Source organism: Enterobacteriaceae bacterium ESL0689, from assembly GCA_029433525.1.
GTDB lineage: Bacteria > Pseudomonadota > Gammaproteobacteria > Enterobacterales > Enterobacteriaceae > JAQTIF01.
This window is the reverse complement of the sequence record JAQTIF010000001.1, coordinates 947,149-962,878: the sequence shown is the minus strand read 5'-3', so window position 1 is coordinate 962,878 and position 15,730 is coordinate 947,149. Positions and strand designations below refer to the sequence as shown.

The window sequence follows — 15,730 nt, the reverse complement described above, 5'->3', positions numbered from 1 at the left end:
GCTGATATGATTAATCCCAATCCTAAACGTTCTGACGAGCCCCCTTTCTGGGGACTGTTTGGTGCCGGTGGTATGTGGAGTGCGGTTATTACTCCGGTTATGATACTGCTGGTCGCTATCCTGCTGCCATTCGGTCTGGCACCGGCTGACGCTTTCAGTTACGAGCGAGTGCTGAGTTTTGCCCAGAGTTTCATCGGTCGTGCTTTTCTCTTCCTGGCGGTTGTCCTGCCATTATGGTGCGGGCTTCATCGTCTCCACCATACCATGCATGATTTGAACATTCATGTTCGCAATGGTAAATGGATTTTTTACGGCCTGGCAGCGATTCTGAGCATCATTACCCTGATTGGCGTATTGTTTATTTAACACGAGCCATAACAGGTTATAAACAAAAAACCACCGCGATCAACGGTGGTTTATTTACTGGCGGGGCAGAAGGTTTTCTTACTTCACGCGGGAGACATATTCGCCAGAGCGCGTATCCACTTTGATGATTTCGCCAATCTGCACAAACAGCGGAACTTTCACCACTGCACCGGTAGACAGCGTTGCCGGTTTTCCTCCGGTGCCCGCCGTATCACCTTTCAGACCAGGATCGGTTTCCACTACTTCCAGCTCGACAAAGTTAGGCGGCGTCACCGAAATAGGCTGGCCGTTCCATAAGGTAACGACACATTCTGCCTGATCCAGCAGCCATTTCGCATTATCACCGACCGCTTTGGTATCTGCGGCTAACTGCTCAAATGTGGTGTTGTTCATGAAGTGGAAAAACTCACCATCGTTGTACAGGTAAGTCAGGTTCATATCCATCACATCAGCGCCTTCTGCCGAGTCAGTGGATTTAAAAGTTTTCTCAACCCGTGACCCTGTCAGCAAGCGGCGCAATTTAACACGCGCAAACGCCTGGCCTTTGCCCGGTTTTACGAATTCACTGGATTCAACCGCATAAGGTTCACCATCGAGCATGATTTTAAGACCTGCGCGAAAATCGTTGCTATAGTACGTTGCCATAAGGCCCTCTGAATTTATTAATTGGTCGCTAAGCTATAAAATGGCGCATATTGTAACCCTAAACACCCCACGCAGAGAAGATTGGTTAACACAACTCGCCGATGTTGTGACCGATCCCGATGAGCTGCTGCATCTTTTAAATATAGACACAGATAAAAAGCTGCAGGCGGGAAAAGCAGCAAAACAGTTATTCCCCCTGCGTGTACCACGCGCTTTTATCGCACGTATGGAACCCGGAAACCCCAACGATCCGCTGCTTCGTCAGGTGCTGACCGCACAGGAAGAGTTGATTTCCGTCGCCGGTTTTTCGACCGATCCGTTAGCAGAACAACATAACGTGATACCGGGGCTATTACACAAATACCATAATCGTGCATTACTGCTGGTAAAAGGGGGATGTGCGGTAAATTGTCGTTACTGTTTTCGCCGTCACTTTCCTTATGCTGAAAACCAGGGGAATAAACGTAACTGGCAGGTCGCACTGGAGTATATTGCCGCCCACCCGCAGCTGGATGAGATCATTTTTTCAGGTGGCGATCCGCTGATGGCAAAAGATCACGAGCTGGACTGGCTGCTGACACAACTGGAAGCGATAACCCATATTAAACGCCTACGTATCCACAGTCGTTTGCCTGTCGTGATCCCGGCGCGGGTAACTGATACCCTGATCTCACGCTTCGCAGGATCATCGTTACAGATATTACTGGTCACCCATATCAACCATGCGAGCGAAATCAATAGCGAGCTGCGCACGGCTATGAGACAACTGCGTACTGCGGGTGTGACATTACTTAATCAGAGCGTATTACTGCGCGGCGTTAATGACAACGCCAAAACCCTGGCTGACCTGAGCAATGCCCTGTTTGATGCTGGCATTATGCCCTATTACCTGCATGTACTCGACAAAGTACAGGGCGCGGCCCATTTTCTGGTCAGTGATGACGAAGCCCGGGCTATCATGCAGGAACTGCTAACCCTGGTTTCAGGTTATCTGGTTCCGGTACTGGCACGCGAAATCGGCGGGGAAGCCAGTAAGACACCACTGGATTTAGGCTTACCACAATCTGTCTGAACCCGAATTTCCTCTTGTCACTGACAGGCGGGGAACAAAGTGCACAGAATCACAAAAGATAAAGTTGGGCTCACTATCCACTTTCTCCTTAGAACCTATCCCACCAGGCGTTATTGACGCAGCCAGTTTGGACACGGACAGCGCCCCTCAGTGTCAGGATAGTTGTCACCCCCTCTGAAAAATCAGTCTGAGGGCATGGAGTGACAAATGAAACGTATTTCCCCTGAACGTAAAGCAGCGATACTGGCTAAATTATTGCCCCCCTACAACATGACGGTTTCCACTGTTGCACAAATGGAAGGAATATCCGAAGCTACCCTCTGTAACTGGCGTAATCAGGCCAAATCAGAGGGGAAGCCCGTGCCCGGCGCAGAGAAAACAACCGACCAGTGGTCAGCAGAAGCACGCTTCGCCGTGATAGTCGAAACCGCCACACTCAGTGAGGCTGAAGTGGCAGAATACTGCCGTAAAAATGGCCTTTATCCGGAACAGATTATTCAGTGGAAGCAGGCTTTTTTACAGGCGTCTGCGCCGGAAGATAAAGCGGCCCTGAAGCAGAGCCAGAAAGAGATTAAACAACTGAAGAGAGAGCTGGTGCGTAAGGAGAAAGCTCTGGCGGAGGCGGCAGCGATACTGGTACTGCGAAAAAAGCTCAGGGATTACTACGGGGAAACGGACGGGGACGACTGACGCCTGCGGATGAGCGCCAGCAGCTCATCCGGTGGATTAATGAGACTGTCGCGGCCGGAGCCCGGCGCAGGGTTGTCTGCCGTGAAGTGAACCTGAGCCTTCGCACCTGGCAGCGCTGGCAAAAGCATCATGAAGATGGCCGTCTGACAGCCGTCAGACCGGTACCGGTTAACCGCCTGAGTCCTGAGGAAGAGCAGCAGATACGGGAGATATGTCATCAGCCTGAATATGCCAGTCTGCCGCCGTCGCAAATCGTGCCGCGTCTGGCAGACAAAGGCATTTATCTGGCGAGTGAATCGACCTTTTACCGCATACTGCGTCGTTCCGGTGAGGTTCACCGGCGGGGACGTCAGGCCCGGCGGCAGAAGGTGGCTGCCCCGACGACCTTTACGGCGACAGGACCCTGCCAGGTGTGGACATGGGACATCATCTGGCTGCCCTCTGTGGTGAGTGGCCGCTGGTATTATCTGTATCTGATAACCGACCTGTACAGCCGGAAAATTACGGGTTACGAAGTGCATGAGACAGAAAGCGGTGAACAGGCAGCCGCCCTGATGCAGCGCAGTGTGATGCGGGAAGGCTGCTGGCGACAGCCGCTGGTCCTGCACGCCGATAACGGTCCGGCGATGAAATCGCAGACGCTGCAGGTGAAACTGCATGAGCTGAATATCACGCCATCCCACAGTCGGCCACGGGTGAGCAATGATAATGCGTATGTGGAATCGCTGTTCCGGACGCTGAAGTATGTGCCGCAGTGGCCATCATCGGGGTTCAGGACGCTGGAGGATGCCCGTACCTGGGTGGAGAAATTTACCCGGTGGTATAACGAAGAGCACCGTCACAGTGGAATACGCTATGTCACGCCAGCAGAACGGCATCGTGGTGAAGACAGGGCCCTGCTGAAACAGCGTGATGAACTGTATCGTCAGGCACAGAAAGCGCATCCGGAGCGCGGGTCAGGGAAGACAAGAAACTGGCAGCCGGAGGGCCCGGTAACATTAAATCCGGAACGGGAAAAACAGGCAGTTTAAATTAAACAGGGGTGACAACTGTCTTGACACTTACCGGCGCGGAGAAACCGCAGCGTACACGGAGTACGTGAGGATTTCGAGCACTGCCCAGGGCCAAAATGGCACGTAAAATAGCCTAATGGGATAGGCTCTTAATGATATCGTGAGGGAGAATATGAATAGTTAACGACAAGTGCGACAGTACGTATGGAACCGCATGTAGACAAGAAAAAATAACATAACAAAGATCACCACACCATTAATGATTAACCATCCGTGTGCAATATTCATAAAGAAACCCACTGACAATGAGGCAACCAGGTTTAACATATAGGTAAATAATGAATTTATGCCTTGAATTTTATACTTTATTTTTTGATTAGCTATCTGATTGATTAGAAAGGTCCCCCCAGTAAACATAAAACTCCATCCAATGCCGACTGCACTCAAAGCGAAGATATACCCGACGTATTCATCATAATAAAATGGGATTATGGATCCTACAACAAAGAAAATAGCACCACACTGAATAATATGCACTGTCTTCAATCTCGAAATAAGTAGTGGTAAAAAAAGAGCAGGGGCATACATTGAGAAAAAATGGCATTGAAGCACAAATGCGCTTTCCTGAATAACATAATATGCATGATGCATGGCCAGAGGTGTTGCATTCATCACTAATGTCATGATGGAAAAACCTAAAGCACAACTCAATGTTCCAGTAATGAACTGAGAAGATGATAAAACAGACTTAATTTCAACCTCTGGAATACTATCATTATTTTTTTCACTGACTACTATAGTTCCTGGTAGAGAAATAAATAATTGCGATATCCACGCCAGGATAAATACCATCCCGGAAATTAGAAAAGTCCCAAGAAAAATATGGTCAGGGAACATAGATTGTCCCTTTGTTGCAATCATTGGTCCGATTACTCCGCCAATGATCCCGCCACCAATAATTAAAGATGTACATTTTTTTTTGCCAGATTCAGTATCAAAAACTTCTGCACCAGCAAAACGATAGTATTGGTTAAAGACCGTAGCCCCTCCCAAAATAAAGGTAGAGAATGTAAATAAGCTAAATAGTTGATAATAGATAGCTATAATTGCAAGAATAGAACCCAATAATCCAATACTGCTTCCTATAGTAAAGGCTGTACGTCGCCCGTAGGCGCTCATTAGAAAAGAGGCATAATATACCATGATAGCAGCGCCCATTACCGTCGCAGTAATAGGTAATGTGACAAGATATGGAACGGGAGACAACCTGTTCGCCACCAGGGTTGATGTAAGCGTTAGCAACGAAATAATAGATCCTGTCAGTCCCTGTCCAATAATCAGAGCAAGCGCTGTAATATATTTTCTATTCATTAAAAAAACACTCTTTTAGAGCTTATCCCACTAAATAGTTGCGCGGAATAGTGCTCCACTTTAGGTCAGCCCTTGCAAGGTAAGGCGTTAGGGCTTTTTTTCTGCCTGACCGTGCTACATCGGGCCTACAATATATTTTCTTTATGCAACAGCTCATACGTCAGTAAACGGCAGGTGTAGCGGTATTAGGCGCAGCCATTTAGGCGTTATTGGCGCAGCCAGTTTGGACACGGACAGCGCGCAGAAACCGCAGCGTACACGGAGTACGTGAGGATTTCGAGCACTGCCCAGGGTCAAAATAGCAAGTAAAATAGCCTAATGGGCCAGGCTCTAAATCTCCAATAAAATTCAAAGCAAATAATTCTATATTGCCAGGTTTATCTATCCAGTATACATGTGTATCTCTATTCAGAATAGAAACGATGCTCATGCGTACTAAAGGATACCTCCTTGAGATAAGCATCGGGGAGGTGTCCATATAAGTTATTTAGTATCGACAGATATACGCTTTTGATTGCCACTCATCGCGCCAGCCCAATAGCGCAATATCCGACAATATAATCATCAGCGTCTCTGTGATATCAACGGGAAAGCAGTAAATTCGGAACGGGGCAAGAGGACAGAAAAGGGTGGCTGACAAAAGAAAAACCCCCGGACAGCGCTATCCAGGGGTTTTTATAGCATGGCATATGGGGCGTGATTACATCATGCCGCCCATACCTCCCATGCCACCCATACCACCGGCAGCAGCACCTAAATCAGGTACGTCACTCTTCGGCAGGTCGGTCACCATGCATTCGGTCGTTACCATCAATCCGGCAACCGATGCAGCATACTGCAATGCTGAACGGGTGACTTTGGTGGGATCGAGGATACCAAACTCAAGCATATCGCCATATTGTTCGGTTGCAGCATTGTAACCGTAGTTACCTTTACCCGCTTTCACATTGTTGGTGATGACAGAAGGCTCTTCACCGGCATTGGAAACAATCTGACGCAGGGGGGCTTCCATTGCGCGTAACGCAACTTTAATACCCACATTCTGATCGTCATTCTCACCGGTCAGGTTAGACAGTTTAGCGGCAGCACGAACCAGCGCTACACCACCACCAGCAACCACACCCTCTTCTACCGCTGCGCGCGTTGCATGCAAAGCGTCATCAACACGAGCTTTTTTCTCTTTCATGGCGACTTCAGTTGCGGCACCAACTTTGATCACTGCAACACCGCCTGCCAGTTTCGCGACACGTTCCTGCAGTTTTTCACGATCGTAGTCAGAGGTGGCATCATCGATCTGCTTACGGATTTGAGCAACACGGCCCTGAATCGCGCTTTCTTTACCCACACCATCAATAATAGTGGTGGTATCTTTGTTAATAATGACACGTTTTGCCTGACCGAGATCTTCCAGTGTCGCTTTTTCCAGCTCCATACCGATCTCTTCAGAAATAACCGTACCACCAGTCAGAATAGCGATATCCTGCAACATCGCTTTACGACGATCACCAAAGCCCGGTGCTTTCACCGCTGCTACTTTCACGATGCCACGCATGGTGTTAACCACCAGGGTTGCCAGTGCTTCGCCTTCGACATCTTCAGCGATGATAACCAGCGGTTTACCGGCTTTTGCAACCGCTTCCAGCACAGGCAGCATTTCGCGAATATTAGAAACTTTCTTATCAACCAGCAGAATGTACGGGCTTTCCAGCTCAACAACACCGGTCTCAGGTTTATTAATGAAGTAGGGAGAGAGGTAGCCACGGTCGAACTGCATACCTTCTACGACATCCAGTTCATCTTCCAGGCCAGTACCATCTTCGACAGTAATAACCCCTTCTTTACCGACTTTATCCATGGCCTGAGCGATCAGTTTACCGACGGTTTCGTCGGAGTTAGCCGAAATCGTCCCTACCTGAGCAATAGACTTAGAGTCTGAGCAAGGTACAGACAGAACTTTCAGCTCTTCCACGGCGGCGGCCACGGCTTTATCGATGCCGCGTTTCAGATCCATGGGGTTCATTCCAGCAGCAACGGCTTTCAGCCCTTCTGCGATAATAGCCTGAGCCAGAACGGTTGCGGTGGTAGTACCATCACCAGCGGCGTCGTTAGCCTTAGACGCCACTTCTTTTACCATCTGGGCGCCCATATTCTCGAACTTGTCTTCCAGCTCGATTTCACGAGCAACGGAAACACCATCTTTGGTGATGGTCGGAGCACCGAAAGATTTATCCAGCACCACATTACGACCTTTCGGGCCAAGGGTGACTTTTACTGCGTCTGCCAGTACATTGACGCCACGCAGCATTTTCACACGAGCGTCATTACCGAATTTTACGTCTTTAGCTGCCATGTTATCTGTTCCTCGAATTCGTTCAGTTTCTGCGTGCGCAAATAATTACGCTTCAACAATTGCCAGAATGTCGCTTTCAGGCATGATAAGCACTTCTTCGTTGTCAATTTTCTCAGGCTTCACGCCGTACCCATCGTTGAAGATAACGATATCGCCGACTTTCACATCCAGTGACTGCACAGTTCCATTTTCCAGGATACGGCCTTTACCGACAGCGATGACTTCGCCACGCGTTGATTTGGTCGCTGCAGAACCCGTCAGCACAATGCCGCCTGCAGATTTAGTTTCCACTTCTTTACGTTTGACGATCACACGATCATGTAATGGACGAATACTCATTGATAGCTCTCCTTTGAGAAAGTCATTATCAGCTATGGATTATACCGACCCGTACTGGGTTTTCCGGCTAGTGCCAGATAGATGGGGATGGGTTTCCACGCTTCAAGGGGAAAGCGAAAAAAAATTTTCTTTTCCATGGTAAGTGCCTGGCCCGGCAATCGCTCAGTGGCGCAGATTACGACATAAATAAACACGATTATGGTGGCTTTGTTGAATAATAGGGAATCATGCTGTTTTATCACGCCTGTTTCGGTCAGAAATGCTGGTCTCTACTGCGAGAAGCTTCCGACCCTGATCTTAACCTACTGATTTTACGTCGAGGAAGACCGATGTTTTTGTAGGCACTCAGCATAATATCTATTTATTCAACAAAGCCGATTATGGTATTATCGGCTTCCTCAGACCATCCGGATAAAGCGTATCCATCACTCAGAACAATAAATGGATTTCCATGGCTATTTTTTTGCTATTTCTGGCGTTAATCGCTGGTAACGTCGTGACCCGTACAGGCGTATTCCCCTTTTTTATCAGTCACCGGGGATAACATGAGTGGACTGAAGCAGGAATTAAATCTGGCCCAGGGGGTAGGGCTGCTGGCCACCTCACTGCTCGGTACCGGCGTCTTTGCGGTTCCCGCACTGGCGGCGCTGGTCGCTGGCAATAACAGTCTGTGGGCCTGGCCGATACTGATTCTGTTAGTCTTTCCGATCGCGATTATCTTCGCTGTACTTGGCCGCCACTTCCCCAGTGCCGGGGGTGTCGCGCACTTTGTCAGTATCGCGTTTGGTTCCCATATAGGGCGGGTCACCGGCTGGTTATTTCTGTCGGTGATTCCAGTTGGCTTACCGGCGGCATTGCATATTGCTACCGGCTTCGCCCAGGCACTCTTTGGCTGGCATGATAGCCAGCTACTGCTGGCACAGCTGGCCACCCTGGCGCTGAGCTGGTGGGTCGGGTCACGGGGAGCCAGCACCAGCGCTAACCTGCAAACACTGATTGCGGTTCTTATCATCGCACTTATCGTGACCATCGGCGGGTATAGTGATATCGGTCTGCGGGATATTGCCTTTCCACCCCCCGATCATATTGATTATCCAAAACTTTTCACTGCCCTTTCGGTCATGTTCTGGTGTTTTGTCGGGCTTGAAGCGTTCGCGCATCTGGCAGCGGAATTTAAACATCCGGAACGTGATTTTCCCCGCGCGTTAATACTCGGCTTATTACTGGCAGGTTCGGTCTACTGGGCCTGTACTGTACTGGTGTTACACTTTCACGCTTACGCTGACAACATGGCCGCCGCCGCGTCACTGCCTGATATTGTAGTGCGCTTATTTGGCGTCCAGGCGTTATGGGTCGCCTGTGTCATTGGTTATCTTGCCTGTTTCGCCAGCCTGAACATCTATATCCAGAGCTTTGCCCGTCTGGTGTGGTCGCAGGCGCAGCACAAACCACAAAGCTATTTCGCCCGCCTGTCGCCACAACAGACGCCTCGTCACGCACTCAATGCGATAATCGCATGCTGCGTTATCAGTACGCTCAGCATTTACTGGCTGAATATCAACCTTGATGCGCTCATCGTCTATGCCAATGGCATTTTCATAATGATTTATCTGTTATGCATGCTGGCAGGCTGTCGATTACTGAAGGGGCACGCCCGGTTGCTGGCGGTTATTGGCGCTCTTCTGTGTCTGCTACTGCTGGTGATGACCGGCTGGAAAATCCTGTATGCCTTACTGATTCTGACCGGGCTGGGATTATGGCTGCCGAAACATCCTGTGCAGGAGAGTGAGGAGTCCCCATCAGCCTGAAAATAGCGGACAGCGAAGGTGCTGTCCGGTTGATGCGTTCGTTAAGTTATCGATCATCTGTATGATTTAAGCGATCACGATCTTCGTCTTTACGCTGATATTCGCCATCAAAAATATCACCTTCACCGCCACTAAAATCACTGGCCGGCATCCAGCGAAAACGCAAATAAGGCATCAGTTTCAGCGTGATATGCTTTTGTACCGGCGGTAGCAGAAGCAGTAAGCCCAGTAAGTCAGTAAAAAAGCCTGGCAACAGCAATAGCATACCGGCAATCACCAGGGAGACGCTTTTGATCATTTCAGCGGCCGGACTTTCACCTGCAGCCATTTTCTTCTGCATCAGCAACAGGTTTTTAAAACCCTGATTACGCACCAGCACGATACCGATGACAGAGCTCAGGATCACCAGCAGCAGGGTCAACAGCACCCCCAACTCATGGGCAACCAGAACGAAGATCGATAGCTCGATATAAAAATATAAAAACACCACAACAAACGGAATCCAGCGCACCCGTATCTCCTTTATGAACAGTCACCGCAATGGGTAATCTGATTAAAACACAGTGTTGACAATACGTTAATCTTAGACCAAAACACTCTCTTACACGCGATCGCCCTGTTTATTTTTCTCCACTCACAACAATACCTTGATCTACCTCACATATTAACAATTCCCCACCCATTTGCTGAAAAAAATGTGATTCATATTCACGATATTTGCTGTCATCAAAATATAATTCCAAAAAATAAGCATATAATCAAAATAATATGCTGATATATAAGCGATTAATGCTTACAAAATGCTGAATTTTGATAAATTCATGGGTAGATTGCAAAAGAGGTTTTTTATGCTAAATAACATTCGCATTGAAGAGGATCTGTTGGGTACCAGGGAAGTTCCGGCTCACGCCTACTATGGTATTCACACCCTGAGAGCGATTGAAAACTTTTACATCAGTAACAGTAAAATCAGTGAGATACCAGAATTTGTCCGTGGCATGGTGATGGTGAAAAAGGCAGCGGCGATGGCCAACAAAGCGCTGCAAACCCTGCCGGAAAATGTGGCAGATGCGATTATTGCGGCCTGTGATGAAATACTGAATAACGGCAAATGTATGGATCAGTTTCCCGTTGATGTCTTCCAGGGGGGCGCGGGCACCTCCGTGAACATGAATACCAATGAAGTGCTGGCCAACATTGGCCTTGAACTGATGGGACACCAGAAAGGCGAATATCAGTACCTGAATCCCAACGACCATGTGAATAAATGCCAGTCCACCAATGATGCCTATCCCACCGGTTTTCGTCTTGCCGTTTATAGCTCAATCCTGAAACTCACCGATGCTATTCAACAACTTAGCGAAGGCTTCCAGCACAAGGCCGTTGAATTTAAAGATATTCTGAAAATGGGGCGCACCCAGTTGCAGGATGCAGTACCCATGACTCTTGGCCAGGAATTTCGCGCATTTAATGTGCTGCTCAAAGAAGAAAGCAAAAATATTCTGCGTACCGCGGAATTACTGTTAGAGGTCAATCTTGGCGCTACTGCCATCGGGACACGGCTGAATACCCCTGAGGGTTATCAACTGCTCGCGGTCAGAAAACTGGCGGAAATCAGTCATCTGCCAGTGATCCCCGCCGAAGATCTGATCGAGGCCACTTCCGATTGCGGTGCCTATGTGATGGTACACAGCGCACTGAAACGGCTGGCAGTCAAACTTTCCAAAATCTGTAATGATCTGCGTTTGCTTTCATCCGGCCCACGCGCTGGCCTCAACGAAATTAATCTGCCGGAACTCCAGGCGGGCTCCTCAATTATGCCAGCGAAAGTGAATCCAGTGGTCCCGGAAGTGGTGAATCAGGTCTGTTTCAAAGTGATCGGCAATGACACCACCGTGACGATGGCGGCAGAAGCGGGTCAGTTACAACTGAATGTCATGGAGCCGGTAATTGGTCAGGCGATGTTTGAATCGATCCATATTCTGACTAACGCCTGCTACAATCTGCTGGAAAAATGTATTCAGGGTATTACGGCCAATAAAGCGGTGTGTGAAGGTTATGTTTACCACTCGATCGGCATTGTCACTTATCTCAATCCATTTATCGGCCACCATAATGGTGACATCATCGGTAAAATTTGTGCCGAAACCGGTAAAAGTGTCCGCGATGTGGTACTCGAACGAGGATTACTGACCGCCAGCGAACTGGATGAGATATTTTCCGCTCATAATCTGATGCATCCCAGCTATAAAGGAAAACGTTATAGCGATAACAGCGAAAAATAATTAACGCATGATCACTAAAAAGGCATGTCTGCGGGCATGCTTTTTTGGCGATAAATCTTCATCCTCTGCAAACTGAATTATCATACCGAGATATATTCCACGTGATGCACGATGAATACATCAATAATGATTGACAATACCAATAACCAGCACGGTATAGATAACGCGATGCCAATATATCCCGATAACCAAAAGCAAAAATAAAAACATAAGCCACTAATAATAGCTTAGAGCCTATCTCACCAGGCGTTATTGGCGCAGCCAGTTTGGACACGGACAGCGCGCAGAAACCGCAGCGTACACGGAGTACGTGAGGATTTCGAGCACTACCCAGGGCCAAAATGGCCAGTAAAATAGCCTAATGGGATAGGCTCATAGTCGGCTAATGTGGGGAAGCGTGCTGATTATCGCCAGCTATAGCTCCAGGCAGTATACATGATACCCCACGGATTAAAGAAAGACGGGCTTCAATCTTTATGATCGCTAAAGTAAAAATTATATTTCCTTCTTGCTGATGAAATGTTAAGAGTCAATAATTTACCCTCATAAAGACAGCGAGTTTGTCAGAAATTTCAAATCAATAGCAAATTTTACACAAGGGGGATATATGTTTGGTGCAGAGCTGGTCATTGTCTTGCTGGCTATCTATCTGGGCGCCAGGCTGGGCGGGATCGGCATTGGTTTTGCGGGAGGACTGGGCGTCCTCGTACTGACACTGCTTTTTCACATTAAGCCGGGCGCGATCCCATTTGATGTGATTGAGATCATTATGTCAGTTATCGCCGCGATCGCTGCCATGCAGGTCGCCGGGGGCATGGATTATCTGGTCAGTCTTGCTGAGCGGCTCATCAGACACCAGCCGAAATACATCACCTTTATCGCTCCCCTCGTGACCTGGCTTATGACGGTGCTAGCCGGAACCGGTCATACCGCCTTCTCCACCTTGCCGGTCATCGCTGAAGTGGCAAAAGAGCAAGGTATTCGCCCCTCTCGCCCACTGTCGATCGCGGTTGTCGCCTCCCAGGTGGCGATTACCGCCTCTCCTATTTCTGCCGCCGTTATCTTTTTCGCCGGGCTGCTCGAACCGCTGGGCATCAGCTATCTGACACTACTGGCTATCTGCATTCCTGCTACGCTGATTGCGATACTGCTCGCCGCTGTTGCCTGTAACTTCCTGGGCTGCGAACTCAAAGACGACCCGGTCTATCAGGAACGTCTGGCCAAAGGAGAGATCAAGCAATCTGGCAGCCGGGTTTATCAGCTAAAACCCTATGCCAAACGCTCGGTGTGGCTATTCCTGTGCGCGATTCTGGCCATCATGCTCTATGCGGGGGCGATCAGTGATACCATCAACCTCATCGAAAACCCGATCCTGTCACGCAATGAAGCCATCGTGGTATTCATGCTCACTATTGCCACGCTGATTAGTATCACCTGTAAAATCGATATGAACGAAGTGCTGGATGCCAGCACGTTTAAATCCGGGATGAGTGCCTGCGTCTGCGTACTCGGCGTTGCCTGGCTTGGCGATACCTTCATCAAAGCGCATATCGACCAAATTCAGACTATTGCTGGCGACTGGCTACATAGCTACCCGTGGTTATTAACCATCGTACTATTTTTTGCCGCGACGTTACTCTATTCTCAGGCGGTGACCACCAAAGCACTGATGCCTGCGGCGCTGATACTCGGTGTCAGTCCCCTCACCGCCATTGCTTCGTTTTCTGCGGTCTCGGCCCTGTTTGTGCTGCCCACCTATCCGACATTACTGGCGGCGGTGGAAATGGATGACACCGGCTCGACACGCATTGGCAAATATGTTTTTAATCATGCTTTCCTGATCCCCGGTATTCTCACTATTGCGCTCTCAGTGATTTTTAGTTTCATCATTGGTGGTATCATAGTGTAAACCCATTGTCATTCGAGCCAGCTCCTGGCTCGTTGCATTCATTTCGCTGCCTCAGCGCGCTGACTGCTGACCGTGTTACCTGTGGAGATAATGATTACCCCTTATGGCTCATCGCATCATTACGCTGATTCTGCTGCTATTACTGGCTCATAGCAGCGCTTTTGCTGGCCTGTTTGACACCGCTGAACGCAGCCGCTTTGTTGCTGTCGATCAGGCTTTTCGCTTTGATTTCAAACAGAATCAACATCAGCTTAATCTCTCCTGGCATATCAAAGAGGGATACTACCTTTATCGCCAGAAGATCACGATGACCGCTACGGACGCCAGTATCAGCGACCTGTCGCTCCCACCCGGCACATTACATCAGGACGAAATGTTTGGAGACAGCGAAATTTATCGCCAGCAACTGAATCTGCCAGTAACACTCAATTGGGCAGCGAAAGGGGCAACACTAACGGTCACTTATCAGGGCTGTGCGGAAAACGGTTTATGTTATCCACCCGAAAGTAAAATTATCCCGCTGACTCCTCCTGATACGACGACCGATAGCCCCCCTTTTTCCGCGCTATGGGCGTTATTGATGGGCATCGGTGTTGCTTTTACCCCCTGCGTATTCCCTCTCTATCCCTTGATCTCAGGTATCGTCCTTGGGAGCGCACAACGCCCCTCTGCGACACGGGCGTTACTGCTGGCACTGACTTATGTTCAGGGGATGGCGCTCACCTATACCTTGCTTGGTTTGATCGTTGCCGCCGCCGGTTTACAGTTTCAGGCGGCACTACAAAACCCTTATCTGCTGATAGCCTTCTCGGCGCTCTTTATTTTACTGGCACTGTCGATGTTTGGCCTGTTCACACTGCAGATACCTTCATCATTACAAACGCGCCTGACGCTACTCAGCAACCAGCATCACGGTGGATCTTTCAGCGGCGTGTTTGTGATGGGGGCGATTGCCGGACTTATCTGCACCCCCTGCACCACCGCACCGCTGAGTGCGATTCTGCTCTATATTGCCCGTAGCAGTAATCTGTGGCTGGGCGGTAGCGTGTTATACCTGTATGCGCTGGGGATGGGGTTGCCACTCATTCTGGTGACTGTCTTTGGCCAGCGTCTGTTACCGAAGAGTGGGGTCTGGATGAACCACGTTAAAACAGGATTTGGCTTTGCTATCCTCGCGCTACCGGTTTTTTTACTGGAGCGTATTGTCGGCGAAGCGTGGAGTTTACGCCTGTGGTCGCTGCTCGGGGTTGCATTCTTTAGCTGGGCTTTTATTATTTCGCTCAGCGTCTCACGGCCGTGGATACGCATAATACAAATCGTCACCTTTACGGCAGCGGTCGTGAGTGCACAACCCTTGCAGAACTGGGCCTTCAGCACACCAGCGACCCCACAACCGTCGCATCAGGCTTTCACTTCTGTCAGTTCCGTGACAGAGCTGAATCAGGCGCTCGCCCAGGCGCAGGGAAAACCGGTCATGCTCGATATATACGCTGACTGGTGTGTGGCCTGTAAAGAGCTGGAAAAATACACTTTTAGTGCGCCACAAGTGCAACTTGCGCTTCGGGATATCGTGGTACTACAGGCAGATGTCACCAGAAATAGCGCGGAAAATATCGCACTGCTCAGGCATTTAAAGATACTCGGTTTGCCGACCATTCTGTTCTTTGATAAACAACATCAGGAACAGCCTGAGCAGCGCGTCACTGGCTTTATGGACGCAGCAACATTTCAGGCTCATTTAGGTGCCTGGCAACCCTGAACAATGGCATTTGCCACCATCGTCTGTAAAACAGTGCTGGCGAACGGATATGCGCTTTATGCTATAACTGTCGTAAAGTTAAGCGATCAGTCAGTAAAGTAAGAAATTTTGTTGACGCCACGG

Annotated in this window: 12 protein-coding genes; 7 read left to right on the top strand and 5 right to left on the bottom strand. The window is 49.1% G+C overall.

Annotation, left to right across the window (positions count from 1 at the left end):
• Nucleotides 1-6: 6 nt before the first annotated feature.
• On the top strand, nucleotides 7-366 hold the full coding sequence (gene frdD / locus PT300_04790; GenBank protein MDF7679966.1) for a fumarate reductase subunit FrdD: 360 nt from the start codon (nucleotides 7-9) through the stop codon (nucleotides 364-366).
• Nucleotides 367-444: 78 nt separating this feature from the next.
• Here frdD and efp read toward each other — a convergent pair whose 3' ends face one another.
• Nucleotides 445-1,011 (bottom strand): elongation factor P, encoded by a 567-nt coding sequence (efp, locus tag PT300_04785; GenBank protein ID MDF7679965.1) that lies wholly within the window; start codon nucleotides 1,009-1,011, stop codon nucleotides 445-447.
• 40 nt (nucleotides 1,012-1,051) lie between these two features.
• Here efp and epmB point away from each other — a divergent pair, with 40 nt between their 5' ends.
• Together epmB and PT300_04775 are read left to right on the top strand one after the other, a co-directional pair.
• Complete coding sequence (gene epmB, locus PT300_04780; GenBank protein MDF7679964.1) at nucleotides 1,052-2,083, top strand: EF-P beta-lysylation protein EpmB; 1,032 nt, start codon at nucleotides 1,052-1,054, stop codon at nucleotides 2,081-2,083.
• Between the two features lie 207 nt (nucleotides 2,084-2,290).
• A protein-coding gene (locus PT300_04775; GenBank protein MDF7679963.1) for an IS3 family transposase occupies nucleotides 2,291-3,804 on the top strand; the annotation gives its coding sequence in 2 pieces (ribosomal slippage) (nucleotides 2,291-2,744 and nucleotides 2,744-3,804; 1,515 coding nt in all).
• Between the two features lie 162 nt (nucleotides 3,805-3,966).
• Here the strand turns inward: PT300_04775 and PT300_04770 are convergent.
• The 3 genes from PT300_04770 to PT300_04760 form a co-directional block, all read right to left on the bottom strand.
• Nucleotides 3,967-5,157: an MFS transporter gene (locus PT300_04770; protein MDF7679962.1), complete on the bottom strand. Its 1,191-nt coding sequence runs from the start codon at nucleotides 5,155-5,157 to the stop codon at nucleotides 3,967-3,969.
• A gap of 700 nt (nucleotides 5,158-5,857) precedes the next feature.
• Nucleotides 5,858-7,507, bottom strand: coding sequence for a chaperonin GroEL (gene groL, locus PT300_04765; GenBank protein MDF7679961.1), 1,650 nt, complete (start codon nucleotides 7,505-7,507; stop codon nucleotides 5,858-5,860).
• Nucleotides 7,508-7,552: 45 nt separating this feature from the next.
• Nucleotides 7,553-7,846 carry a co-chaperone GroES gene (locus tag PT300_04760; protein ID MDF7679960.1) on the bottom strand — a complete coding sequence of 98 codons (294 nt, stop codon included), beginning with the start codon at nucleotides 7,844-7,846 and terminating at the stop codon, nucleotides 7,553-7,555.
• A 545-nt stretch (nucleotides 7,847-8,391) separates the two neighbouring features.
• Here PT300_04760 and yjeH point away from each other — a divergent pair.
• Nucleotides 8,392-9,654, top strand: coding sequence for an L-methionine/branched-chain amino acid transporter (yjeH, locus tag PT300_04755; protein ID MDF7679959.1), 1,263 nt, complete (start codon nucleotides 8,392-8,394; stop codon nucleotides 9,652-9,654).
• 46 nt (nucleotides 9,655-9,700) lie between these two features.
• Here the strand turns inward: yjeH and fxsA are convergent, their stop codons facing one another.
• Entirely contained in the window at nucleotides 9,701-10,165 is a 465-nt protein-coding gene (gene fxsA, locus PT300_04750) for a membrane protein FxsA (GenBank protein MDF7679958.1), read from the bottom strand.
• Nucleotides 10,166-10,502: 337 nt separating this feature from the next.
• Between fxsA and aspA the strand changes: the two genes are divergently transcribed.
• The 3 genes from aspA to PT300_04735 all read left to right on the top strand — a co-directional run bounded on the left by aspA (nucleotide 10,503) and on the right by PT300_04735 (nucleotide 15,607).
• On the top strand, nucleotides 10,503-11,939 hold the full coding sequence (gene aspA, locus PT300_04745; GenBank protein ID MDF7679957.1) for an aspartate ammonia-lyase: 1,437 nt from the start codon (nucleotides 10,503-10,505) through the stop codon (nucleotides 11,937-11,939).
• Nucleotides 11,940-12,546: 607 nt separating this feature from the next.
• A complete protein-coding gene (locus tag PT300_04740) occupies nucleotides 12,547-13,848 on the top strand; it encodes an anaerobic C4-dicarboxylate transporter (protein ID MDF7679956.1) in 1,302 nt (433 codons plus the stop codon).
• Between the two features lie 103 nt (nucleotides 13,849-13,951).
• Entirely contained in the window at nucleotides 13,952-15,607 is a 1,656-nt protein-coding gene (locus PT300_04735) for a protein-disulfide reductase DsbD (protein MDF7679955.1), read from the top strand.
• The last annotated feature ends 123 nt before the right edge of the window (nucleotides 15,608-15,730 follow it).